The 23,514-nt window shown below is 62.3% G+C and carries 19 protein-coding genes and 1 pseudogene; 5 read left to right on the top strand and 15 right to left on the bottom strand.

Features of this window, described 5'->3' with window-relative positions:
• The first annotated feature begins 99 nt into the window (after positions 1 to 99).
• Positions 100 to 1,355 (top strand): annotated as a pseudogene (locus tag EN807_RS00485) (Hsp70 family protein).
• A 6-nt stretch (positions 1,356 to 1,361) separates the two neighbouring features.
• Here EN807_RS00485 and EN807_RS00490 read toward each other — a convergent pair.
• Entirely contained in the window at positions 1,362 to 2,264 is a 903-nt protein-coding gene (locus EN807_RS00490) for a LysR substrate-binding domain-containing protein (protein ID WP_135933470.1), read from the bottom strand.
• A gap of 277 nt (positions 2,265 to 2,541) precedes the next feature.
• Here EN807_RS00490 and EN807_RS00495 point away from each other — a divergent pair, with 277 nt between their 5' ends.
• The 3 genes from EN807_RS00495 to EN807_RS00505 are packed head-to-tail and all read left to right on the top strand — an operon-like array spanning position 2,542 to position 7,157.
• The gene (locus EN807_RS00495) at positions 2,542 to 5,475 is read left to right on the top strand and encodes a molybdopterin oxidoreductase family protein (RefSeq protein ID WP_135933471.1); all 2,934 of its coding nucleotides are present in this window, start codon (positions 2,542 to 2,544) and stop codon (positions 5,473 to 5,475) included.
• On the top strand, positions 5,472 to 6,206 hold the full coding sequence (locus EN807_RS00500; RefSeq protein ID WP_135933472.1) for a 4Fe-4S dicluster domain-containing protein: 735 nt from the start codon (positions 5,472 to 5,474) through the stop codon (positions 6,204 to 6,206). The genes EN807_RS00495 and EN807_RS00500 overlap by 4 nt, the downstream gene beginning before the upstream one ends.
• Positions 6,207 to 6,221: 15 nt before the next feature.
• The gene (locus EN807_RS00505) at positions 6,222 to 7,157 is read left to right on the top strand and encodes a DmsC/YnfH family molybdoenzyme membrane anchor subunit (protein WP_135933473.1); all 936 of its coding nucleotides are present in this window, start codon (positions 6,222 to 6,224) and stop codon (positions 7,155 to 7,157) included.
• Between the two features lie 6 nt (positions 7,158 to 7,163).
• Here the strand turns inward: EN807_RS00505 and pdeM are convergent, their stop codons facing one another.
• From pdeM to EN807_RS00530, 5 genes are all read right to left on the bottom strand, one after another.
• On the bottom strand, positions 7,164 to 7,880 hold the full coding sequence (gene pdeM / locus EN807_RS00510; RefSeq protein WP_135933474.1) for a ligase-associated DNA damage response endonuclease PdeM: 717 nt from the start codon (positions 7,878 to 7,880) through the stop codon (positions 7,164 to 7,166).
• The gene (locus EN807_RS00515) at positions 7,877 to 10,399 is read right to left on the bottom strand and encodes a ligase-associated DNA damage response DEXH box helicase (protein WP_135933475.1); all 2,523 of its coding nucleotides are present in this window, start codon (positions 10,397 to 10,399) and stop codon (positions 7,877 to 7,879) included. Before EN807_RS00515 ends, pdeM begins: the two co-directional genes overlap by 4 nt.
• 85 nt (positions 10,400 to 10,484) lie before the next feature.
• Positions 10,485 to 11,345, bottom strand: coding sequence for an NlpC/P60 family protein (locus EN807_RS00520; RefSeq protein WP_135933476.1), 861 nt, complete (start codon positions 11,343 to 11,345; stop codon positions 10,485 to 10,487).
• 30 nt (positions 11,346 to 11,375) lie between these two features.
• Complete coding sequence (locus tag EN807_RS00525) at positions 11,376 to 11,726, bottom strand: MarR family winged helix-turn-helix transcriptional regulator (protein ID WP_123146547.1); 351 nt, start codon at positions 11,724 to 11,726, stop codon at positions 11,376 to 11,378.
• A gap of 70 nt (positions 11,727 to 11,796) precedes the next feature.
• The gene (locus tag EN807_RS00530) at positions 11,797 to 13,161 is read right to left on the bottom strand and encodes a leucyl aminopeptidase family protein (protein ID WP_135933477.1); all 1,365 of its coding nucleotides are present in this window, start codon (positions 13,159 to 13,161) and stop codon (positions 11,797 to 11,799) included.
• A gap of 121 nt (positions 13,162 to 13,282) precedes the next feature.
• Here EN807_RS00530 and EN807_RS00535 point away from each other — a divergent pair, with 121 nt between their 5' ends.
• Entirely contained in the window at positions 13,283 to 14,104 is an 822-nt protein-coding gene (locus EN807_RS00535; RefSeq protein ID WP_135935737.1) for a tetratricopeptide repeat protein, read from the top strand.
• A gap of 115 nt (positions 14,105 to 14,219) precedes the next feature.
• On the opposite strand, the gene EN807_RS00540 is transcribed toward EN807_RS00535, so the two are convergent.
• The 9 genes from EN807_RS00540 to EN807_RS00580 form a co-directional block, all read right to left on the bottom strand.
• Positions 14,220 to 15,236 (bottom strand): type II secretion system F family protein, encoded by a 1,017-nt coding sequence (locus tag EN807_RS00540; RefSeq protein WP_065005866.1) that lies wholly within the window; start codon positions 15,234 to 15,236, stop codon positions 14,220 to 14,222.
• A 12-nt stretch (positions 15,237 to 15,248) separates the two neighbouring features.
• Positions 15,249 to 16,262, bottom strand: a complete 1,014-nt coding sequence (locus tag EN807_RS00545) for a type II secretion system F family protein (RefSeq protein WP_135933478.1) — start codon at positions 16,260 to 16,262, stop codon at positions 15,249 to 15,251.
• 29 nt (positions 16,263 to 16,291) lie between these two features.
• On the bottom strand, positions 16,292 to 17,800 hold the full coding sequence (locus EN807_RS00550) for a CpaF family protein (protein ID WP_135933479.1): 1,509 nt from the start codon (positions 17,798 to 17,800) through the stop codon (positions 16,292 to 16,294).
• Positions 17,801 to 17,829: 29 nt separating this feature from the next.
• On the bottom strand, positions 17,830 to 19,113 hold the full coding sequence (locus EN807_RS00555; RefSeq protein ID WP_189522313.1) for a CpaE family protein: 1,284 nt from the start codon (positions 19,111 to 19,113) through the stop codon (positions 17,830 to 17,832).
• Positions 19,114 to 19,147: 34 nt separating this feature from the next.
• Complete coding sequence (locus tag EN807_RS00560) at positions 19,148 to 19,891, bottom strand: CpaD family pilus assembly protein (RefSeq protein ID WP_135933481.1); 744 nt, start codon at positions 19,889 to 19,891, stop codon at positions 19,148 to 19,150.
• A gap of 14 nt (positions 19,892 to 19,905) precedes the next feature.
• Positions 19,906 to 21,438 (bottom strand): type II and III secretion system protein family protein, encoded by a 1,533-nt coding sequence (locus tag EN807_RS00565; RefSeq protein ID WP_135933482.1) that lies wholly within the window; start codon positions 21,436 to 21,438, stop codon positions 19,906 to 19,908.
• On the bottom strand, positions 21,435 to 22,247 hold the full coding sequence (cpaB, locus tag EN807_RS00570) for a Flp pilus assembly protein CpaB (protein WP_135933483.1): 813 nt from the start codon (positions 22,245 to 22,247) through the stop codon (positions 21,435 to 21,437). Before cpaB ends, EN807_RS00565 begins: the two co-directional genes overlap by 4 nt.
• A 222-nt stretch (positions 22,248 to 22,469) precedes the next feature.
• Positions 22,470 to 22,988: a prepilin peptidase gene (locus EN807_RS00575; protein ID WP_127212515.1), complete on the bottom strand. Its 519-nt coding sequence runs from the start codon at positions 22,986 to 22,988 to the stop codon at positions 22,470 to 22,472.
• Between the two features lie 152 nt (positions 22,989 to 23,140).
• Complete coding sequence (locus EN807_RS00580; RefSeq protein ID WP_127212514.1) at positions 23,141 to 23,311, bottom strand: Flp family type IVb pilin; 171 nt, start codon at positions 23,309 to 23,311, stop codon at positions 23,141 to 23,143.
• Positions 23,312 to 23,514: the final 203 nt, after the last annotated feature.

A 23,514-nucleotide genomic window follows, 5' to 3' on the forward strand; every position in this document is an offset into this window, starting at 1 on the left:
AAAGGTGGTTCCCCTTTTGGGATTCATGGGTTAGACCGCGACCCCGGCCCGACCGGAAACGAGCTGTCGCTCCCCCACAATCAGAATACAGGACTTACGATGCGACCAGCATTCGGCGGTATCGATTTCGGCACTTCGAATTCCACCGTGGGCGTGGTCAGGAACGGGCAGCCGCGGCTGGTGGCGCTGGAAGACGGCGAAGTGACGCTGCCGAGCGCCGTTTTCTTCAACTTCGAGGACAACCGCACTTATTTTGGGCGCCGCGCCATCGCCAACTATACCGACAGCATCGAAGGTCGCCTGATGCACTCGCTGAAGAGCGTGCTCGGCAGTTCGCTTGTCCATGAAAAGACGCGCATCAAGGCGCGGTCGATCGCCTTCACCGAGATCATCGGGCTGTTCGTAGGCCATCTCAAGAGGAGGCTAGAAGGCAATGCCGGCGACGTGGTTGAGAGCGTGGTGCTCGGTCGTCCGGTGCAGTTCGTCGACGACGATGCCGAGGCCGACGCCAAGGCTGAAGGTGAACTCGAAAACGCGGCACGCGCCCAGGGCTTCAAGCACATAGCCTTCCAGTTCGAGCCGATCGCGGCGGCGCTCGACTACGAGCAGAAGGTCACGCGGGAAGAACTGGCACTGATCGTCGACATGGGCGGCGGCACATCCGACTTCTCGATCGTGCGGGTGTCGCCGCAGCGCGCCCGCTCCCTCGATCGCAAAGACGACATTCTGGCGAGCCGAGGCATCCACATCGGCGGCAACGACTTCGACCGGCTGTTGAGCATCGCCCATGTAATGCCGCAGCTCGGCTATCTCTCGCCGACCAAGGACGGCAAGCGCAATTTGCCGGCCAGCTACTTCATCGACCTGGCGACATGGCACGCATCAATCTGGTCTACACCGCCCGGGCGATGACGCATCTGCGCCAGATCCGCTACGAAGCGGAGCGCGCCGACCTGATCGACCGATTCATCCACATCGTCGAGCATCGTTACGGGCACGCGCTGGCTGCTTTGGTTGAAAAGGCCAAGATCGCGCTGACGGAGCGATTGTCCGCCGATGTCGTGGTCGCGCTGACGGGGGTGGAATTCGCGGCAGAAATTTCGCGCGTCGGGCTCGAAGCCACGATCGCCAGGGACATCGAACGGGTGGCCGCGACGGTTGGTAAGATCATCCGGGACTCGCAGGTGAAACCATCCGACATCACCGCAGTGTTCCTGACCGGCGGATCGACCGCCATCCCGCTGGCAAGGCAGCAAATACTAGCCTTGGTGCCGCAGGCATCCGTTATCGAAGGCGACATGTTCGGCTCGGTCGGGCTCGGGCTGGCACTCGACGCGCAACGGAAATTCGGCTGATCCGGCTTACCCCCGGACGGTCTCGCCGGCCCTCGCGCCCAGATGCGCCTTGAGTGCCACCTGGGCCAGGCTTGCCTGCCGGTCACGATGTGTGATCATGGCGAAATCGCGCTTCGGCAGTTCGATTGGCACGGACCGCAAGCTGCCTTCGGCAACGGCTCGTTCGACGACGAGCCTCGAAATGATGGTGGCGCCGGCGCCGGCCTCGACCGCCTGACGAACCGCCTCGTTGCTCGGCAGTACCAGGAATATCCTGAGGTCCGCGAACGAGATCCCTTCGCGGCGGGCAAGATCTTCCAGCACCTCGCGCGTGCCTGATCCGCCTTCCCTGATGATCCAGCGGAACTCCCGGATATCCGGATGCCCGCGCGAGACTTCAACCATCTCGGGATGCGAATGCGCCACGACCAGCATCATGCGATCCACATCGACCTTGGCGCGCCGCAATATGTCGGATTCAGTGCGCCCCTCGACCAAGCCAAAATCCGCCGTACCGTCCAGGACATTGGTCTCGACCTGCCTGGTGTTGCCGATCGTCACGCTCAGCCTGACGGCGGGATAGGCCTCGTGGAAGGAGGCCAGGCGGCGCGGCAGCCAGTAGCTGGCGATAGTTTGGCTGGCGGCGATCGAAAGGCTGCCGGTGATCGTCTGGGAAACGTGCTCCAGCACATTGTGAGCGGCAGCCGCCCGTTCGAGCACGGCCTTGGCCTCAGGCAGGAACCGGTGTCCGGTCTGCGCGAGCTCGATGTTGCGGCCGACCCGGTTGAACAGCTGGACGCCGTGCTGCTGTTCGAGCGCGCGGATGGCGGCCGACGCCGCCGACTGGGAAATGCCCAGCAGCTCGGCCGCCTTGGTCATATGCCCTCGCTCGGCGACAGCAACGAAGATCCGCAACTGGTCTAGGGTCATGAAAGAATTAAGAAACAAATTCGATTGGAATTACAAGAGCAATTTGTTAGACGGATCGATTACTTTGTTCTAGGTTTCTGAAAGAAATTGGAAAAATATCGCGGCCAGGCCGCAAAGGGTAGAATGTGATCGGGCGGATAAAATCCCTGTTTGCCCATTGGACCCGCAGCCTAGGGCGCCGGCTTGCCGGCGATCGCTATCATCCGGAAGAGCATTACATGCGCGGCCCCGGGCCGAAGACGAGAGCCAAATTCACGGCTTACAAAAGCACCGGATCATGAACCACCGAACGCTGCGCGGCGCCAATTCCGCACCGTCCCAACGGCCGCTTGCCGACACGCGCTCGCCCGACGAGGGCGATGGCGTCGATACTTCGCCCCATGTCTCCGACAGCATTGCCAAGACCACCTGCTACATGTGCGCCTGCCGCTGCGGCATCGACGTCCACATCAAGGACGGCAAGGTCCGCTACATCAACGGCAACAAGGACCATCCGGTCAATCGCGGCGTGCTGTGCGGCAAAGGCAGTGCCGGCATCATGCAGCACTACAGTCCAGCCCGGTTGAAGAAACCATTGCTGCGTACAGGTCCGCGCGGCTCGGGAGAGTTTCGCGAGATCGAATGGGAGGAAGCATTTTCCATCGCGACGGAACGGCTTTCAAGGATACGCCAGACCGATCCGAAGAAACTCGCCTTCTTCACCGGGCGCGATCAGTCGCAATCCTTGACCGGCTGGTGGGCGAGCCAGTTCGGCACGCCGAATTTCGCAGCCCATGGCGGGTTCTGTTCGGTCAATATGGCGGCCGGCGGCCTCTATACGATCGGCGGTTCGTTCTGGGAGTTCGGCGAACCGGACTGGGACAACACCAAATACTTCATGCTGTTCGGCGTTGCCGAAGACCATGATTCCAATCCGATCAAGATTGGTCTCGGCAAGCTGAAGGCGCGCGGCGCCAAAGTGATTTCGATCAATCCGTGCCGCACCGGCTACAACGCCATTGCCGATGACTGGATCGGCATCCGGCCCGGCACCGACGGCCTGTTCGTGTTTGCCCTCATCCATGAACTACTGAAAGCCGGCCGCGTCGATCTCGATTATTTGCTGCGCTACACCAACGCCCATGCCCTCATCATCCAGGAGCCGAATGCTGCCGATGACGGGCTGTTCGCGCGCGACATTGGCGGCAATCCGCTGGCTTGGGACAGAGTGGCGAAAGTGCCCGTCAGCGCCACCGATACCGACGCAAAGCCGGCGCTGACCGGCAACTTCCAGGTCGACGGCCGCCGCTGCGTGCCGGTCTTCCAGCTCATCGCCGACCGCTATCTGCACGAGAGCTATTCTCCAGACGCGGTTGCCGAACGCTGCGGCGTTCCCGCCGACACCATCCGCCGGATCGCCGCCGAACTGGCGCATGTCGCCTTCGATCAGGCGATCGAACTGCCGGTGGCGTGGACGGACTGGGCCGGTCGCCGGCACGAGACGATAAAGGGCCGGCCAGTGTCGATGCACGCGATGCGCGGCATCTCGGCCCATTCGAACGGCTTTCACTCTTGCCGCGCCATTCATCTGCTTCAGGTGCTTCTCGGCACTGTGGACGTGCCGGGCGGCTTTCGCTTCAAGCCGCCCTATCCGCGGTCGGCGCCGCCGGGTCCGAAGCCCGCAGGCAAGGACGTCAGGCCGAGGACGCCGCTGGATGGCATGCCGCTCGGTTTCGTCTGCGGACCAGATGATCTGCTGGTCGATGACATCGGCACGCCGATCCGTATCGACAAGGCCTATTCCTGGGATGCGCCGCTGGCCGCACACGGGCTCATGCACACGGTCATCCGTAACGCCTGGGCCGGCGATCCCTACAAGATCGATACGCTGTTCATGTACATGTCCAACATGGCCTGGAACTCGTCGATGAACACCATTGAGACGATGGCGATGCTGACCGATATGGATGCGTCAGGCGAGTACAAGATCCCGTTCATCATCTACTCCGACGCCTATTATTCCGAGACCGTGCCGTTCGCTGACCTCGTGCTTCCCGACACCACCTATCTCGAAAGACATGACTGCATCAGCCTGCTCGATCGGCCGATCAGCCATGCCGACGGCCCGGGCGACGCCATCCGCTATCCCGTTGTCGAGCCGGACCGCGACGTACGGCCGTTCCAGACAGTGCTGATCGAGCTCGGCGCGCGGCTCGGCCTGCCCGGCTTCGTCGACGACGACGGCTCGGCCAAATACCGCGACTATGCCGATTACATCGTCAATCATGAGCGCACGCCGGGCGTCGGCCCGCTCGCCGGCTGGCGCGGCAAGGACGGAACTTCGATCGGCAAGGGCGAGGCCAATCCCGACCAGCTTCAGCGCTACATCGACAATGGCGGCTTCTGGCACCATGATTTTGCGGACGACCAGCGCTATTACAAGATGGCCAACCGCTCCTATCTCGATTTCGCCGAGAATATGGGCTTTATCCCGAAGGCCGAGCCGATCGTCTTCCAGCTCTATTCCGAGCCGATGCAGCGCTTTCGCCTCGCCGCACGCGGCCACGGGAGGGTGCGGCCGCCGGAGGCAGAGCGCAGCCGCATCGAGACCTATATGGATCCGCTGCCATTCTGGTATGCGCCCTTCGAGGAGGCCGCTGTCGACCTCGAGAAATACCCGCTGCACGCGCTGACACAGCGGCCGATGCATATGTACCACTCCTGGGGTTCGCAGAACGCGTGGCTGCGGCAGATCACCAGCCAGAACCGGCTGTTCATGCACAACCGGACCGCGGCCGGCCTCGGCCTTGTCGATGACGACTGGGTATGGATCGAGAGCATCAACGGCAGGGTCAAGGGGCAGATAAAGCTGGTCGACGGCGTCAACCCGGATACGGTGTGGACCTGGAACGCGATCGGCAAACGGCGCGGCAGCTGGGGGCTGAAGGACGACGCCGCCGAATCGAATCGCGGCTTCCTGCTCAACCATATCATCGGCGACCAGACCTCCGCCGATGCGAACGGCAAGCGCTATTCGAATTCCGATCCGGTGACCGGCCAGGCGGCATGGTTCGACCTGCGCGTCCGCATCGTCAAATGCGCGGCTGAAGAAGCCGGCTTCACCGAGCCGCAGTTCGAGCGCTTCCGGCAGCCGCCGCATTTCGAACCCTCGCCTGACAAACTCAGTTTCGGGGCCGAGTTCCGCCGGGAAAGAGAGGCTGCCAGACCATGACCTGCCTTCCCGCCCATACCGACAAGAAGCTCGGCCTGGTCATCGATCTCGACACCTGCGTCGGTTGCCAGGCCTGCGTCACCGCCTGCAAGGAATGGAACACCGGCGGTCACATGGCGCCGCTGACCGACATCGATCCCTATGGCGGCGATGTCGACGGGGTCTGGTTCAACCGCGTGCACAGCTATGAGCACATAACGGAGATGGGTGGGCGCACGGTCAACTTCCCACGCTCCTGCCTGCATTGCGAGACACCGGCCTGCGTCACCGTCTGCCCGACCGGCGCCTCCTACAAACGGGCCTCGGACGGCATCGTGCTGGTCGACGAGGACAAGTGCATCGGCTGCAAATTATGCAGCTGGGCCTGCCCCTATGGCGCGCGCGAATTCGACACCGATGTCGGCGTGATGAAGAAATGTACGTTGTGCGTCGACCGCATCTATAACGACAATCTGGCCGAAGAAGACCGCATGCCGGCCTGCGTCGCCGCCTGTCCGACCAGCGCGCGGCATTTCGGCGATCTTGGCGACCCGGCGTCGGCGATCTCGCAACTGGTGGCCGAGCGCGGCGGCGTCGACCTGATGCCCGAACTCGGCTATCATCCGACCAACAAATATTTGCCGCCACGCGCCCACACGCAGCGTGCGGCATCGGTGGCGGCGCCGGTGCTCGAACCGGTGCGGGCCGAAGGCGGTTTCCTCGGCTGGGTCGACCGCATGCTTTCGCACTGACCAGCAACCAGCCTCATGCATCCAGCCCTCTCCGTCGTCTTTTTCACCACCGCCACCGGCGCCGGTTACGGCCTGCTTGCGCTGCTTGGCGTGCTGGCCGGACAAGGATTTGTCCCACCCGATTTCTGGCTCGGCCTCGTCGGCATGGGCCTGGCGCTCGGCCTGATCTCGGCCGGCCTGTTGTCGTCGGCCGGCCATCTCGGCCGGCCCGAACGCGCCTGGCGAGCCTTCTCGCAATGGCGCAGTTCGTGGCTGTCACGCGAAGGCGTCGCGTCGGTCGCGACCTTCGTGCCGGCGGGGCTGTTCGCCATAGGCTGGGTGGTCCTCGGCCGCACGAACGGCTGGGTGACCGTAGCCGGGTTGGTGGCTGCGGTCGGCGCGGTCGCCACCGTCTGCACCACCGGCATGATCTACGCCTCGCTAAAGCCGATCGCCCAATGGCACAGCCGCTTCACTCTACCCGGTTATCTCATTTTTTCGGCGATGAGCGGCAGCATACTGCTCAACGCGCTGCTGCAGTGTTTCGGCATGGGCTCGACTATACTTCTGGCAGCTTGCACGCTGCTGACCTTGCTCGGCTGGGGCTGGAAGCTGGCGACCTGGCGATACAATGACCGGCTCGAAATCCCGACCACCGCCAACACCGCGACGGGCTTGGCCGGCGGTACGGTGCGGTCGCTGGAATGGCCGCACACCGAGGAAAACTACCTGCTCAAGGAGATGGGCTTTCGCATCGCACGCAAGCACAAGGCGCGGCTGCGCCAGATCACGCAAGTGCTGGCCTTCGCTCTGCCCGTCTTGCTGCTGGTTGCCGTGTTCGCCTTGCCATGGCCCTATGCGGCGGTGCTGTCGACACTCGCCGCAATCGTCCAGTTCGCCGGCATGCTGGTCGAGCGCTGGCTGTTCTTCGCCGAAGCCAAGCACACAGTCACCCTCTACTATGGCAGGTAGAGCAGCTCAGCCCGGCCTGAGCATCGCGTGGGAAATGGCGAAGATGCGCTCAGCGCCGAGCATATAGGCCATCAGCGTTTCGCGGCGGAACAGCCCGGCATAGGCGCGATCGAGCACATTGAGCGAGCCGGTATAGGCGCCGAAGGCCGGCATGATCATGCGGCCGCCATCGCCGGCAAAGCAGCGGCGCCGCACCGAGCGGCCTTGCTGCACGATGCGGGCGCAAGGGTGCAGATGGCCGGCGACCTCGCCTTCCACTCTCACTGCCGAAGGTTCATGCCGGAATACGAGAGAGCCTATGGCCAGTTCGCGCACCGTCTCGCCGGGCAGGTCGGCGGGCGCGTCCGGGTCATGGTTGCCGGCGACCCAGAACCAGTCGCGGCCGGCCATCAGTCCTTCCAGGCGTTCGCGGAAGCTTGAATGCATGCGTGCGGCGCCGCCGCCGTCATGAAAGCTGTCGCCGAGGCTGATGACGATCGCCGGCTGATAATCGGCAATCACCGCCTGCAATCGGAGCAATGTCGCGCCGGTATCGTAAGGCGGGATCAACGTACCGCGCCGTGCCAGCGACGATCCCTTTTCCAGATGCAAGTCGGACACGGCCAGAAGCCGAAGCTCGGGAAAATAAAGCACGCCGCGCCGATCGCAGATTGCGCGCTCGCCGGCGATGCCGATACGATCGGCATCCGCCAGGGGCGCAGTCATGGCGAGCGCAAATGTCATTTCGTCCCCATGGCCTCCTCGACCAGCGTTGCCGCATCCATCAGCAGCGTATCATCGGCCTCGCCATGCACCGGCATCTTGCCGATCTCGAGCATGATCGGCACGGCGAGCGGCGAAATCTGCTCAAGGTTCTTATGCACGATTCGTCCCTGGATACGCGAGAGCATCTCGGCAAGTCTGCTGACATCCAGCAGACCCGTGGCCGCATCGGCACGCGTCGCCTGCAACAGGATATGGTCGGGCTCATGGCTGCGCAGAACGTCGTAGATGAGATCGGTCGACACGGTGACCTGACGGCCGCTCTTCTCCTGGCCCGGATGACGTTTTTCGATCAGCCCCGAGATCAGCGCGCAATTGCGGAAGGTGCGCTTCAAGAGCCAGCTGCCGGCCAGCCAGGCTTCGAGGTCATCGCCCAGCATGTCCTGGTCGAAAAGTTCGCCGAGCGAAGGTTTCTTCGCCCTGAACATCCTGCCCATGTCGGCCAGCGACCATATGGCAAGTGCATAGTCGGTGGCGACGAAGCCGAGCGGCCTGGCTGCCGCCCTGTCGAGCCTGCGGGTGAGCAGCATGCCGAGCGTCTGGTGCGCCAGCCTGCCCTCGAACGGATAGGCCACCAGATAGTGCCGGTTGCCGCGCGGAAAGGTCTCGATCAGCAGGTCGTCGCGTTTCGGCAGCACCGATTTGTCGGCCTGGAAGCGTAGCCAGTCGGCGACCTGTTCCGGCAACTTTTTCCATCGCTGCGGGTCGTCCAGCATGATTCGGACCTGTTCGGCGAGGTAGGTCGAAAGCGGAAATTTGCCGCCGCCATAATAGGGCACCTTGGCATCGCTGCCGGGCGCATTGGACACGAAGCACTCATTCTCGCGGATGCCCTCGAAGCGCAGCACCTTGCCGGCAAACATGAAGGTATCGCCATGCGTCAGCGTTTCGAGGAAGGCCTCCTCGATTTTGCCGAGAACGCGGCCGCCGCGCGACGCAGACCCCTTGCTGCCGGCCTGGACGTAACGCACGTTGAGCGCCGGCACCTCGATGATGGTGCCGACATTCAACCGGTACTGTTGAGCAACCCGAGGATTGGAAACGCGCCACAGCCCGTCCTTGTTCAAACGGATGCGGGCATAGCGCTCATAGTTCTTCAGCGCATAGCCGCCGGTGGCGACGAAATCGACGACACGGTCGAATGTCGGCCGATCGAGACTGGCATAAGGTGCAGCCGTTCGTACCTCCTCGAACAGCGTGTCTGCAAGGAATGGCGCGCCGCAAGCGCAACCCAGCACATGCTGCGCCAGCACGTCGAGCCCGCCATTGACCAGCGGCGGCGTATCCTGGGCGCCGAGATAGTTGGCGTCGAGTGCCGCCCGGCATTCCAGCACCTCGAAGCGGTTGGCCGGGATCAGAATGGCCTTCGAAGGCTCATCCATGCGGTGGTTGGCGCGGCCGATGCGCTGCGCCAGGCGGCTCGCGCCTTTCGGCGCGCCGACATGTACGACCAGGTCGACGTCGCCCCAGTCGATGCCGAGGTCGAGCGTCGAAGTGGCGACGATGGCGCGCAAGGCATTCTCGCCCATGGCTTTCTCGACGCGCCGGCGCTGGGCGACATCGAGCGAGCCGTGATGCAGCGCGATCGGCAAAGTGTCTTCATTGACCCGCCACAATTCCTGGAACAGCAGTTCAGCCTGGCTGCGTGTGTTGACGAACAGCAGGGTCGTCTTGTGTCGCTTGATCTCGCTGTAGATCTCCGGTGTCGCGTAGCGGGCCGAATGTCCAGCCCACGGCACGCGCTCCTCCGAATCGAGAATGGAGATCTCCGGCTTGGCGCCGCCGGTGACGACAATAAGTTCGGCCAGGCCGCCCGGTGGATTCTGGCTGACCAGCCAGCGCCGCAGTTCGTCCGGCTCGGCGACCGTCGCCGAAAGGCCGATCGTCTGCAAGCCGGGAACAAAGGATCGCAGCCGGGCCAGCCCGAGCGACAGGAGATGCCCGCGCTTCGACGTCACCAAAGAATGCAATTCGTCGAGCACGACGTAGTGCAGATCCTCGAAGAAGCGCCTGGCGTCGGGCGCGGCAATCAGCAGCGCCAGTTGCTCGGGCGTGGCCAGGAGAATGTCGGGCGGCGCCAGCTTCTGCCGCTGGCGCTTATGCGCGGGCGTGTCGCCGGTGCGCGTCTCGATGGTGACAGGCAGCCCGATCTCTTCGACCGGCTTGCCGAGATTGCGCTCGATGTCGACGGCCAGGGCCTTCAGCGGCGAGATGTAGAGCGTGTGGATGCCGCGACGCGCCTGCCCCGGCTTTCTCTTTTGCCGCTTGGCCAGCTCGGTTAGTGAAGGCAGAAACCCGGCCAGCGTCTTGCCGGCGCCGGTCGGTGCGATCAGCAGCACCGACTGCCCGGCTTGGGCGGTCGCCAGCAAGCCGATCTGATGGGGGCGCGGCGACCAGCCTTTTTGCGCGAACCATTTGAGGAATGGCTCGGGCAAGTGCACGGCGACATTCTGTTCGGCGAGGCGCGGCTGCTCTGTCACGCGCCAGAGGTAACGCGGCGGCGCGCAATCGCCAAGAAGAATCGGAACAAAAGGTGATCGAGCGGCTCCCTTCTCCGCTCTGGCGCTACGGCCGCCGAAACCCTGTCGGCCCGCCATAGAGATAGCCGATGCGGGCGACGGCTTCCTTGAACCCTTCACGCGAGACCAGCATGGTGTGGCCGTTGGCGTGGATCATCGTTTCCGGGTCCGTCATAATCGCGACATGGCCTTTCCAGAACACCAGGTCGCCGCGCCGTAGCCCGGCAAAATTTGGTCCGGGCTCGAGCGGCTCACCGATGGTCGCCGCCTGCATGTCGGAATCGCGCAGCACTTGCCTGCCTGCCATGTGCATCGCCAATTGCACGAGACCGGAACAATCGATGCCGAAGCCGGAGGCGCCGCCCCACAGATAGGGCGTGCCGAGAAAGGTTTCCGCGACCGCGACGTAATCGGCAGCTGGTCTGTCCAAGATTCTCAAATGGCCCGATATGACCGCCTCGCCGGACGGCAGCAGTGCATAGTGCGTGCCGCGCGTTTCGGCCGCGCCCACCACCCTCACCGCCGATCCCATCGACAACTGCCCGCTCAGCGGAATCCGCAAATCCGGTCCGGGATAGAGGAAGGTGCGCGGCACGGAGACGACATGGGTGGGCGCATGGTCCCGCCCGCCCAGCGCGGTGTCGGCGACATAGCCGACATAGCCGTCGCGCTCGGCCTGGATCCAGGCCCAGCCTTCGGCATCCTCGAAGACAAGGACGTCGTCGCCGAACAGAAGCTGGGTGTTGACGCCGGCATCCGGCCGCGGCTCGTTGCGGATATCGGCCACTGCGGCTGAAATCCGAGCTGGCCTCCCGGCGACGAAGCGATCGGCGGCGACCTCGCCTTTCAGCCTGGCATCGGCGAGATCGGAACGGAAGGCGTGAAGGCGGGCATCCCTGGCGGTCAAATCGGCAACTCGTTCAGAAGGACAGTTCGGTCAAATGGGCAATTCCTGGGCCCTGGCGATGATAACATCGCCGAAGCGCTCGACAAAGAGAGCACCTTCTACAGTTCGCTTGACCAGCACGTTGCGCTTGTCGAGCTCGTCGCGATGGCGCGACACCAGCTTCAGCGCGCCCATCGTGTCGAGCGCGCGGGTGATGACCGGCTTGGTGACGTTGAGCCGGGCGGCGAGCCCGCGCACCGTATGCGGCGGCGGATCGAGATAGATGGTGAACAGGATCGCCGTCTGGCGCATGGTGAGATCGGGCGCGTCGTCGCGCACCTGAGACAGCATCACCTGCTGCCACAGTCGCAAGGCCTGGCTCGGGCGCATGGAAATCGACATCCGGCCAGCATGACGGCAAATTGTTTCGGTTCCGTTTCAGTCTTGAGATCTTCCTGTAGGACAGGAACCGTCAGGCGTGGCGTTTCGAGATAACCATTTCCAGTGCTCGGATGCCTTGCGCCTCGCCGCCGGCGAGACCATACGGACGATCGGATGGGTTCCAGGCGAAGATGTCGAAATGCGCCCAGGCGGCGGTCTTCTCGACGAAGCGCTTGAGGAACAGCGCTGCGGTGATCGAGCCGGCGAAACCGTCTGACGTGACGTTGTTGATGTCGGCGATCTTCGACGACAGCTTTGAGTCGTAGGGCCGCCACAACGGCATGCGCCATAACGGATCCTCGACCGCGACGGAAGCCTCCGCCAGATCGGACGCCAGCGCTTCATCGCCGGTGTAGAAAGGCGGCAGATCGGGACCGAGCGCGACGCGAGCAGCCCCGGTCAAGGTCGCCATGTCGATCAGCAGCTGCGGCTCGTCGTCATCTGCCAGTGCCAAGGCGTCCGCCAGCACCAGCCGTCCCTCGGCGTCGGTGTTGCCGATCTCGACGGTGATGCCCTTGCGGCTCACCAGCACGTCGCCGGGCCGGAAGGCGTTGCCGGCAATCGAATTCTCGACGGCGGGGATCAGCACACGCAGCCGGACCTTCAGCCCGGCGGCCATGATCATCGAGGCGAGGCCAAGGACGTTGGCGGCACCGCCCATGTCTTTCTTCATCAAAAGCATGCCCAAGGACGGCTTGATGTCGAGGCCGCCGGTGTCGAAGCAGACGCCCTTGCCGACCAGCGTCACCTTCGGGGCGTCCCTCGGTCCCCAAATCATGTCGATCAGCCGCGGCGCGCCGGCCGAAGCACGGCCGACGGCATGGATCATCGGAAAGTTGTTCTTGAGCAGATCGTCGCCCTTGGTCACCGACATTTCGGCCTTGTGCGTCGCGGCCAGCGTCCGCACCGCTTTCTCCAGCTCGTCCGGTCCCATATCGCTGGTCGGCGTGTTGACCAGATCGCGCGTCAGGAAGACGCCATCGGCGATGCGGCGAACACGCGCCGCGTCGGCGCCGGACGGCAGCGAAAAACGCAGCGCCTTGCCGGGCTTCTTGCCGTAGCGGGTGAAGACATAGCCGCCGAGCGCCAGTGCGATGGACGCCAGTTCCGGTTGGGCCGGTGCCGAGGCGAAATGCCAGTCGCCTTCGGGCAAGGCTCTCGCCAGCCCGCCGATGGCAAGCGCCCCTTCGCCATCGCCCGTGCCGAACAGGGCTCCGGCAAGCGCGCCGTTTTCGCCGGGTATGAGCAGCGTCCTGCCGGCCTCACCGGTAAAGCCGTTGGCCTTTGCCCAGGCGAGCGAGGACGAGGCAAGGCCCGCTGCATCCAGTCTATCCTTCGCCACCAGATGAACCGGCAGCGTGGTCTTCAGTTTTCTCTCGATGAATTCGACTGGCATTCGATGGTCTCCGGCTTCCGAGTCGGCGCTTTTTAACTATCCGTTAGGGTTAACAGAATATTTCTGCGGGAGGGAAGATGGCCACGTAATGGCCACGTTTACGAATGGAGGCCTGGTGCAGATGCCGACCAACCGCATGACGAACGCCACGGGGAAGCGGCTGATAACCATGGCGTTCATAGTAGCGCTCGCTGCAAGCGTTGCAGGCTGCGGGACCAGCAAGCTGACGACCGGCTCGATCGGACGCAGCAGCGGCAAACCACTGGAAACCATGTCGGCCGGCGAGTTGCACAAGGCGACGATCGCGCTCGGTCAGTCCTACGCCAAGAGCCCCAACGACAAGCGGATCGCGATGAATTATGCCGCGGCGCTGCAAATGGATGGCGACGTCGACCAATCGCTCGCGGTGATGCGCAAACTGGCGATCGCCCTGCCGAAGGACCGCGACGTGCTCGCCGCCTATGGCAAGGCACTGGCCGCCAACGGGCAGTTCGAGCCGGCGCTCGACGCGGTGCGCCGCGCGCAGACACCGGAATATCCCGACTGGAAGCTGGTATCCGCAGAAGCCGCGATTCTCGACCAGCTTGGCCAGAGAGACGAGGCGCGCCAGAATTACCGCAAGGCGCTTGACCTCAAGCCGAACGAACCTTCGATCCTTTCAAATCTCGGCATGTCCTATGTGCTGGAAGGTGATCTGCGCACGGCCGAAACCTATATGCGCTCGGCCGCCCAGCAGCCGAACGCCGACAGCCGCGTCCGCCAGAACCTGGCGTTGGTCGTCGGCCTGCAGGGCCGCTTCGACGAAGCCGAGAAGATCGCCTCCCAGGAGCTTTCGGCCGAACAGGCGCAGGCGAACGTGACTTACCTTCGCCAGATGCTCGCCCAGCAGAACGCCTGGAGCCAGCTCAAGGACCAAGACAAGGCAAAGCCTGCCACCAATTGACCACGCCCGGCTTTGCTCAAACCTGCCAGTTCCCTCAGCTCATCGATATGCTGGAAATACAAAGCCGCGTTGCATCAGCACCGCGGCTTTCGCATATGTTGTCGCCTTGGCGAGTCTATTGGCTGCTCGACGTCGGTTGGTCGCCGAAGATGCCGCGCTGGCTCACCTGGATGCCGGCGGGGCCTAGAATGATGGCAAACAGCACAGGCAGGAAGAACAGGATCATCGGCACGGTGAGCTTCGGCGGCAAAGCCGCGGCTTTCTTCTCGGCGGCGTTCATGCGCATGTCGCGGCTTTCGCCGGCAAGCACGCGCAGCGCATGCGCCACCGGCGTGCCGTAGCGCTCGGCCTGGACCAGCGCCTGCGACACCGACTTGACCGACTCCAGGCCGGTGCGGCTTGCAAGATTTTCGTAAGCCTGCTTGCGTTCCTGCAAGTAGGAAAGCTCGGCATTGGTCAGGATGAACTCTTCGGCAAGTGCCACCGATTGCGCGCCGATCTCGTCCGCGACCTTACGAAACGCCGCCTCCACGGACATGCCGGATTCGACGCAGATCAGCATCAGATCGAGTGCGTCCGGCCACGCCATCTGGATCGACTGCTTGCGTTTGGTGGCGCGGTTGTTGACATAGAGCACCGGCGCGTAAAAACCCGCATAGGCGACGACGATACAGACGAACAATTTGATGAGAGGCGGCTGCTCCGGCAACCCCCCGAGCACGAACAGATACATCGCGGCCAGCGCAAAGCCGACAAAGGGCAGGACCAGACGGAAGAAAAGAAACCGCGTCAGCGGATTCTGCCCGCGAAAGCCCGCCACCTTGAGTTTCTGCAAGGTGCCTTCATCGGCCAGGGCGCGCCTCAGGTCCAGCCGGTCGACAATGTTGCGCATGCCGATCGACTGTTCCTCGCGCAGGCCCTTGCGGCGGCGATCGGCCTCGATCGCAAGCCGCGCACGCTGCTTGGCGCGCAATTCGTCGCGCTCCAGCGCCACGGATTTCATGCGCGCCTTGAGCTGGTTTCCGCCAAAGGCAGGCAGCAGCGTAAAGACGGTCGCAAACACGGCGATGCCAACCAGCAAGGCAATCAGAAATGCCGGATCGGTAAGGGTTTTGACGACGTTCTCAGTCATGCGCTCGAAATCCTAAACTTCGAAGTTCATCATCTTGCGCATCACCAGGATGCCGATCCCCATCCAGACCGCCGAGCAGCCGAGGATCAGATTGCCGACGTTGGTGGTAAACAGAGGCATGATGTAGTTCGGGCTTGTCAGGTAGACGAGAAAGGCGACGACGAAAGGCAACGCACCGATGATCACGGCGGACGCCTTCGCTTCCATGGACAGCGCCTGGACCTTGGCCTTCATTTTCTTGCGGTCGCGAAGCACGCGCGAAAGATTGCCCAGCGCCTCGGAAAGATTGCCGCCGGCCTGGGACTGGATCTGGATGACGATGCCGAAAAAGCTCGCTTCCGTGCACGGCATTGTCTCAGCCATGCGCATGCTGGCGTCGGGGATCGACAGGCCCATCTGCTGCGAATCGACGATGCGGCGGAACTCGGTCTTGACCGGTTCAGGGGATTCGTTGGCGATCAGGCGGACGGCGTCGTTTAGCGGCAGGCCGGATTTGACCGCACGCACAATGATGTCGAGCGCGTTCGGAAATTCGTTGAGGAATGCCTTGACCCGGCGGGCGCGGCAAAACGAGACGAACCAGCGTGGCAGGCCGAGAGCACCGACCAGCAGCGCACCCGGCAAGACAAACAACGGCGCGCCGATGGAATAGGCAAGAAACGTCAGGGCGACGCCACAAACCGCCGAGTAGAGATAGAAGCGCTCAAGTGAGAACTTCATGCCTGCCTGACGGATCTGAGCCTTCAGTGGCGGCTTTTTGACGATGCTCTGGTTGGTTTTTTGCTTCTGTTCGAGATCCTTCAGCGAATCCTGAACCGATTTTCGCCGCTTGGCCGCTTCCGCCATGCGATCGCGCGAGGCCTTGACGACGGCACCATCCGTCTCGGCGGTCTTGATCGTTTCAAGCCGCCTGCCGACTTGCATCTCGGTGCTGATCCGATTGAACAGAAAAGCATAGGCGACCGCGCCGGCGCTGAAGCCGGCGAGCACGATGAATGCCAATACGGTGCCTTCAATTCCGAACATCGATTCCGGCCCCTACGCTTCCAGACACATCAGTCAGCGCGTTTCTCCATCGCCTCGAGCGCATTGGCGAGGCGCTGTTCCTCGCCATAATAGCGGGCGCGCTCCCAGAAGTGCGGGCGACCAATACCTGTCGACACGTGCTCACCCAGCAGCCTGCCGTTCGCGTCTTCGCCCTTTATGTTGTAGAGGACGATGTCCTGCGTGATGATGACGTCGCCCTCCATTCCAATCACCTCGGTGATGTGGGTGATGCGACGTGATCCGTCGCGCAGGCGTGCAGCCTGGATGATCACGTCCACTGAACCAACCACGATCTCACGCACGGTTTTCTGCGGCAGCGTGTAGCCGCCCATAGCGATCATCGATTCGATACGGTTCAGGCATTCGCGCGGGCTGTTCGAGTGGATCGTGCCCATCGAGCCGTCATGGCCGGTGTTCATCGCCTGCAGAAGATCGAACACTTCAGGTCCGCGCACTTCGCCGACGATGATGCGCTCGGGCCGCATGCGCAGGCAGTTCTTGACCAGGTCGCGCATCGTCACCTCGCCCTCGCCCTCGAGGTTGGGCGGGCGGGTTTCCAGACGCACGACATGCGGCTGCTGCAGTTGCAGCTCGGCCGAGTCCTCGCAGGTGATGACGCGCTCCTCGCGGTCGATATAGTTGGTCAGGCAGTTGAGCAGCGTCGTCTTGCCCGAGCCGGTGCCGCCTGAAATGACGATGTTGCAGCGGACGCGGCCGATAATCTTGAGAATCTCGGCGCCGTGCGGCGAAATCGCGCCGAACTTGACCAGCTGATCGAGCGTCAGCTTGTCCTTCTTGAACTTGCGGATGGTGAGCGCTGTGCCGTCAATGGCGAGCGGCGGCGCGATGACGTTGACGCGGGAACCATCGGGAAGACGCGCGTCGCAGATCGGGCTCGATTCATCAACGCGGCGGCCAACCTGGCTGACGATGCGCTGACAGATATTGAGGAGCTGCTGGTTGTCGCGGAAACGAACGCCGGTCTGCTCGACCTTGCCGTTGACCTCGATGTAGACGTTCTTGGAACCGTTCACCATGATGTCGGCGATGTCGTCGCGGGCGAGCAATGGCTCCAGCGGCCCGTAACCCAGCACGTCATTGCAGATGTCCTCGAGCAGTTCTTCCTGCTCGGCAATCGACATCGCGAAATTCTTGATCGCGATGATGTCGTTGACGATGTCGCGGATTTCCTCGCGTGCGCTTTCGGGATCGAGCTTGGCGAGCTGCGACAGGTCGATGGTGTCGATGAGCGCGGCAAAGACCTGGCTCTTGGTGTCGTAGTAGGTTTCGCTCTTTTGGCGCTGAACCTTTTTCGGCTCCGGCGCCAATGGCGGCGCCTCGACCGCACGGCGCACGGGCGGCGGCGCGGCAGACGCGCCAAGCGACGGCGGCGGTGCGGGCTTGGCAAGAACCGCCGTTTCCGCAGGGTTTGCCGCCGGCGCGGCAGGCGCAGGTGCCGGCTGACGGAATTCCGGGGTGAACCGGCTGCCGTCGTCGCTGCCTCTTTTACCAAACATGATCGATTACCAATTCCGCTCCGGAAGCATCACTTCTTGCTGCGCGAGAGCTTGCCAAGGAAATTGCCGAGGCCCGCTTTCTTTCTTGCCTTGATTTCGCTGCGCCCGGTCAGCACATGCGCAATCTCGTTGACCGTGCTGACAACCGGGTTCTTGGCATCCATTTCGCCGAGCATGCGCCCGTTGTTGGCGGCGTTTCCGAACAGCAGCGGCTCGAAAGGAATAACCGACATCGGCGACAGGCCGAGCGAGTCGGCGAAGTCGGATGACGCAATCTCCGGGCGCTTTGGCACGCCGGCCTGATTGATGATCAGCTTCGGCGGCGGATCGTTCGGGCGAAGCCGCTTGAACATGTCGACCAGATTCTTGGTGTTGCGCAGATTGGCCAGCTCCGGCGTCGCCGTGATCACGATCTCATCGGCCTTGACCAGTATGTTCTTGGTCCATCCCGTCCAGACGTGCGGAACATCGAGCACCAGAAGCGGCACGCTGCGCTGCGCCGTATCGATAAGCTGCGTGAAAGCGTCGGGATCGAAATCATAGACGCGCTCGAGCGTTGAAGGCGCTGCAAGCAGCGACAGATGCTGGGCGCACTGGGCAAGCAGCCGATCAAGATAGACCTCGTCGAGGCGCTCCGGTGAGAAAACGGCTTCGGCAATGCCTTGCGCGGGATCCTGATCGAAATTGATGTTGGCCGTTCCGAAAGCCAAGTCGAGATCGGCGACAACCACTTCGGACTTGAACAGCGACGACATCGCCCAAGCCACATTGTGGGCAATGGTCGAGGAGCCGACGCCACCCTTGGCGCCGATGAAGGCAATCGAGCGGCCGATCGGCTCGGCTTCCGGATCAACGAAAATCGTCGATATCACGCTGACAATGTCGGCCATCGACACCGGCGCGATGACATATTCGGAAATGCCGGAGCGGATGAGCTCGCGATAAAGCCCGACGTCATTGTAGTGGCCGATGACCACGACCTTCGAGGTCGGATCGCAATATTCCGAGAGCTGCGTGAGCTGCGCGAGCAATTGCGTCGGCTCGCTGCGCGATTCCAGCAGGATCAGGTTCGGTGTCGGCGCCGATTGGTAGAATTCGATGGCGGTGGCGATGCCGCCCATATGGACCTTCAGATGGGCCTTCGCCATGCGACGATCCTCGCCGGCGCGCTCGACCGGGTTGGCAACGCCCTCGGTCTCGCAAAATGCCTGAATCGAGATGCGCGGAATCGGCCGCAACGCCTGCATGGCGGCGATGTCCTGCTGCGAGGTTTCGCCGCCATCTACCGCTGTGTCGTAGGCAAGATTGCTCATTCTCATTTCTTTCCGTGACTGGCGCGGCTCAAGCTCAATACTCAACTTCCGAATTGCCGAAGAACTCTTCCGAAATGCCTCTCTGACGGTAGACGTCGATCACCGCGCTGCGATTTTCCGCGTCGATATCGGATTGCTTGCGCGGTCCGAGCAGATCGGTCGGATTTGCCATCTGGGCGGCAAGATTGTTCTGATACGAGCAGCCGAAATCGGCATAGTGCTTGTTTTCCGAGGTCTGCAGCAGGTCTTCGGGCCAGCGCCCGCATCTGTCGGTCTGCGCCTTCACCGAGACATAGGCGACGCGGATCGGCGCCGACGCTTCGGCCGAAACCGACTGGTAAGTGGTCATGACGATCCGGTTCCGGCTGATGCCGCTGGCAATCGCAAGTCTGGCAAAATCGCGACCGGCCGCGGTCGCGGCGATCTCGTTGGCCGAACCGCTCGGGATCGAGATCGTCAGGGTCGGAGCGGCGCTCTTGTCGTAGCCATCCAGGAAGCCCAGAAGGGTGTCGCGCTGAGAGCCGGTCATGCCGCGATCGCCGGCGCCGACCGGAAGGTCGATCTTCAGGTTCTTCTCAGCAATCACGATCGGATGGGTGGTGCGATAATCGTCCGGAACAGCGCCGACCGTGATGCTGTCCCGCTTGAGATCGGCGCAGCCCCCCAGCAATGCCGCGACCGCAACCATCAGGACCGGAATGGCTGGCCTGTAGATACGCGAACGGCCGGACCGCTTCGCTGCGGTGTTCGTCCTTGCCTTCAACGCTGACTGAGACATGTCCGCTTCCCCGCTTACTTGTAGATGAAGCCGACAACGCCGTGATAACGGCCGTTGGGCTTGTCGGTCTGCATGGTGCCGTAGACGCGATTGACACGGCCAAGGAACATGCCGGCGCCATCGCTGGCGGCGTTGAAATTGTCGTCCGGCTTGGCAAGAGCGTTGCGCGTCACCGGCTTCACCAGGTAGGGCGTGATGATGATGACGAGCTCGGTCTCGTTGCGGACGAAGTCCCGGCTACGGAACAGCGTGCCAAGCACTGGGATCTTGGTCAGCCCGGGCAGCCCGGCGACCGCCTGCCGGATGTCGTCCCGAACCAGGCCGGCGATCATCATCGAACCGCCTGAAGGCAGTTCAACGGTGGTGTCTGCCAGGCGCTTGCGGATCGACAGCAAAGTGGTGCCGGGCAAGTCCCCGGCCCCTTCGAGCACTGTGGCGCCTTCCATCGTAGGCTCCGAAACCGACGTCCTCACTTTAAGGCTGATGCGGCCGGCCGAGAGCACGACAGGCTGGAATTCGAGGCCAATTCCGTATTCGAGCTTTTCGTTGGTGTAAGTAACCTGGCCCGTTTGATTGTCGTTTGAAACGTTGTTCGTTCGGCTTGTGATGAGATTGAATTCACCGCCGACTTTGAATGTCGCTTTCTCACCCGAGACCGCAGTCAGTGTCGGCTCGGCCAGTGTCTTCATGACACCGCTTTGCTCCATGGCATTGATATACGCTTGAAGCGCCGAGGTGCCGATTGAAAGTCCCGAAAATTGCGACAGGGGTTTTCCCAGTCCGTATGCGGGGCTGGTCAAGGCGCTCCAACTGATGCCATTGCTGTCGCCGTTTCCGATCAGATTGACGCCAAGCTGCTTCATCACCGAGCGGCTGACTTCCGCGACCGTCACCTTTAGCGTCACCTGGTCGTCACCGATGATCTGCAGGAGGTTGACGATCTTGCTGACACGACGCTCGGAATCCGGATTGTCGATGTCGACACCGGCTTCGGCCGAGCCGCCGGAGGCGGTCTGCGAATATTGTCCCGTGGTCGCTTCACCGCCGGACACGAAGATGGTGGCCAGATCGACCGCGCGCTTGGCATCCAGGGGAGTGTCCACGGTTCCGGTCAGGACGACGTTGTCGTTCAGCAATTCGACAGTGATGGTCGATGACGGGATGAAGCGCCTGATATAGTCTTCCAGTCCGGCGACGTCGCGTTCGACTGCCAGATCCAGACTGACGATCTGTTCGCCATTGGGGCCGAAGACGAAGATGTTGGTGTCGCCCACCGCCTTTCCGAACAGATAGATGCGCCTGGCGGTGCGGGTCACCGCATCGGCGACCGCCGGGTTGGCGACGAGAATATCATAGGCATCGCTCGGCAGGTCGATGACCACCGATTTGTTGAGGCCGAGCTTGACGCGCTGGGTGGCGGTCGTAGCCGACACCTCGGCCTTCCTGCCTGCCGCATTCGCCTCGACGGGGCCTTGCGCATTCGTCCCAATGAGGAACAGGCCGATAGCCGCAGCCAGGGCGACCGGCAGTCTAGCGTTTAGCCTCATTGCCTTGCCCCCACTTCGGAAACTTCGCCTGACTTGATCAATCGTACTGTTCCGCGCCGCCCATTGCCGGAAACGAGATAATCGGCCTCGCCCAGATTCTTCTCCTGGGTGTCGCTGATCGACCGCAGCGCCAATGTCAGGCGATCCGCCATTTGCTGAGCGACGGTGATGATTTCCGCCTGCTGCGATGTCAGTTCCAGTGTCGCGGTCTGGCCGACCCTGGTCCTCTTGCCTTCCTCGTCCTCCTGGATGGTCTGGTCGATTGCCAGGACGCGAATGTTCTTGAGGATGGTTTCGGTCGTAAAACCGCTGCCGCCGCCCGCGGCATCGGCTCTGCGGGTCATGATGACATCGACGAAATCATTGGGAAGAATGAAGCCGCCGGCCGAAGTGTCGGCCGATACGGCTGTGGCGACGGCCCGCATGCCGGAGGGCAGGATCGACGACATGAAGCTCTGTCCCTCGCCGATCAGCTTGGATCGCCGCAGCGGCTCGCCGGCATACATCGCGACACGGGCGACGTCGCCTTTCAGCTTCTCAAGCGCATCGGGCTCCGCGGCGCGGGTGATGAAATTCGCGTTGACGCCGTCGGCCGGCCAGGACTGCCAGCTGATGTTGTTCTCGAGTGGGCTGCCCATCGGAACGTCGCCTGACAGGACAAGCACGTCCTGCAGCGCGATTGCCGGCGCCGTGGGGCCGGAATCGACGATTTGAGGCGGCGGAGCCGCCACCATATTTTTTGCAACATATCCTGCGCCACCCGCCGCGGCCACCGCCACGCCTAGAATGATCAGTCGGGATGCTGGCATCTGTCCGAACCTCGCCTTGGCAAACCACGTAGCCAAGCCGGACCTTGCAGCGGCAATCGTCAAAACAAGGTTAATTTAATACTTACGATCGTGATTAATTTAAGGTTTACATAAATTTGAGGCATCGCTCCGGACCGCAAAAAAGGCTGCCAAGCTGCCTGCTTCAACGCCAAATCGAAGAATGGTAGGCATGGTCTGACGAGAAAATGTTGGCGGCGAGAATCAGACCGCCAGCCTTGCAAGTGCCCACGTCATCAAGGGCGAATTCGGAAAGGTGAGCAGGCCGCCAATGCCAAGCGCGATGCCATAGGGAACGCCTGATGTCTCGTCGGCGAAATGGCGTAAAAACGGATTATGGCTTGTAACGGCCGCAAGCGGCGATTTCCGATAGACAAGGATTGCGAGCGTCAGCAGGCCACCGATGAATGTCGAGACAACGAGATATTGGATGAGATGGACATTGAGCCCCATCCACACGGCAGTGGCGGCCAGCAGCTTGGCGTCGCCGCCTCCCATGCCGCCGAGCGCGAACAGACCGAAGGTCACGGCGAGAACCAGGCCACCGGCGGCGAAATGCCAGCCATAGGTTGCCCAGTCCATTCCCGTCAGCGGCGCGACCAGGGCGAAGACTGCCACAAGCAGCACCGGCACACGATTGGCGATCGTCATCGACAGCATGTCGGAGATCGCGGCGAAAAGCATGCAGAACGGAAAAACGACGAAGATCAGGGCTTCAAGCATCTGCGCGGGGCCTATGGTCAACTATGCCTAGCCCAGCTTAGACATGTTCGATTAACGATTGATGAGGCTGCGAGCTGAAATCTGCGGTACGACGAAACAGGGCCGCCAGTGAGGCGGCCCTGTTCTGGAAAACGACAAGACGTCGTAATCTGTTACGAATTGTTGATCGAAGTGGCGATCCCGTTGAACTTCGCGTTCAGCGCGTTGCCCAGCGAGCCGGCGCCGACCATGATGGCGAGCGCGATGAGAGCGGCGATCAGACCGTATTCGATAGCGGTCGCGCCGGATTCGTCCTTCACAAAACGTGCAATGAGATTAGACATTCGAGAGCTCCTACTCCACGTGTTACAGCAGTTCCGTCAACTTCTCTTGGCGGCTGATCGGATATTGCCAATCTACGGAGAAGCTCTTTCGATCGGCTTAATAAACAGCCTTACCGATTCCTTTCCGGCTTCGATGACATTGCGTGGTTAACCGTAAACTAAGTGACGCTATGGCCCGACAGGCACGTCACGGGCCGCGAAAG

The organism is Mesorhizobium sp. M5C.F.Ca.ET.164.01.1.1 (assembly GCF_004792125.1).
Classification (GTDB): domain Bacteria; phylum Pseudomonadota; class Alphaproteobacteria; order Rhizobiales; family Rhizobiaceae; genus Mesorhizobium; species Mesorhizobium wenxiniae.

Bases quoted from the DNA above. Each gene is read 5' to 3' on its own strand.
- EN807_RS00490 (WP_135933470.1), bottom strand. From the start codon at position 2,264: ATGACCCTAGACCAGTTGCGGATCTTCGTTGCTGTCGCCGAGCGAGGG.
- EN807_RS00560 (WP_135933481.1), bottom strand. From the start codon at position 19,891: ATGTCTCAGTCAGCGTTGAAGGCAAGGACGAACACCGCAGCGAAGCGG.
- EN807_RS00580 (WP_127212514.1), bottom strand. From the start codon at position 23,311: ATGTCTAATCTCATTGCACGTTTTGTGAAGGACGAATCCGGCGCGACC.
- EN807_RS00575 (WP_127212515.1), bottom strand. From the start codon at position 22,988: ATGCTTGAAGCCCTGATCTTCGTCGTTTTTCCGTTCTGCATGCTTTTC.
- EN807_RS00535 (WP_135935737.1), top strand. From the start codon at position 13,283: ATGCCGACCAACCGCATGACGAACGCCACGGGGAAGCGGCTGATAACC.
- EN807_RS00525 (WP_123146547.1), bottom strand. From the start codon at position 11,726: ATGTCGATTTCCATGCGCCCGAGCCAGGCCTTGCGACTGTGGCAGCAG.
- EN807_RS00540 (WP_065005866.1), bottom strand. From the start codon at position 15,236: ATGACTGAGAACGTCGTCAAAACCCTTACCGATCCGGCATTTCTGATT.
- cpaB (WP_135933483.1), bottom strand. From the start codon at position 22,247: ATGCCAGCATCCCGACTGATCATTCTAGGCGTGGCGGTGGCCGCGGCG.
- EN807_RS00565 (WP_135933482.1), bottom strand. From the start codon at position 21,438: ATGAGGCTAAACGCTAGACTGCCGGTCGCCCTGGCTGCGGCTATCGGC.
- EN807_RS00495 (WP_135933471.1), top strand. From the start codon at position 2,542: ATGAACCACCGAACGCTGCGCGGCGCCAATTCCGCACCGTCCCAACGG.
- EN807_RS00530 (WP_135933477.1), bottom strand. From the start codon at position 13,161: ATGCCAGTCGAATTCATCGAGAGAAAACTGAAGACCACGCTGCCGGTT.
- EN807_RS00555 (WP_189522313.1), bottom strand. From the start codon at position 19,113: ATGAGCAATCTTGCCTACGACACAGCGGTAGATGGCGGCGAAACCTCG.
- EN807_RS00505 (WP_135933473.1), top strand. From the start codon at position 6,222: ATGCATCCAGCCCTCTCCGTCGTCTTTTTCACCACCGCCACCGGCGCC.
- EN807_RS00545 (WP_135933478.1), bottom strand. From the start codon at position 16,262: ATGTTCGGAATTGAAGGCACCGTATTGGCATTCATCGTGCTCGCCGGC.
- EN807_RS00500 (WP_135933472.1), top strand. From the start codon at position 5,472: ATGACCTGCCTTCCCGCCCATACCGACAAGAAGCTCGGCCTGGTCATC.
- pdeM (WP_135933474.1), bottom strand. From the start codon at position 7,880: ATGACATTTGCGCTCGCCATGACTGCGCCCCTGGCGGATGCCGATCGT.
- EN807_RS00550 (WP_135933479.1), bottom strand. From the start codon at position 17,800: ATGTTTGGTAAAAGAGGCAGCGACGACGGCAGCCGGTTCACCCCGGAA.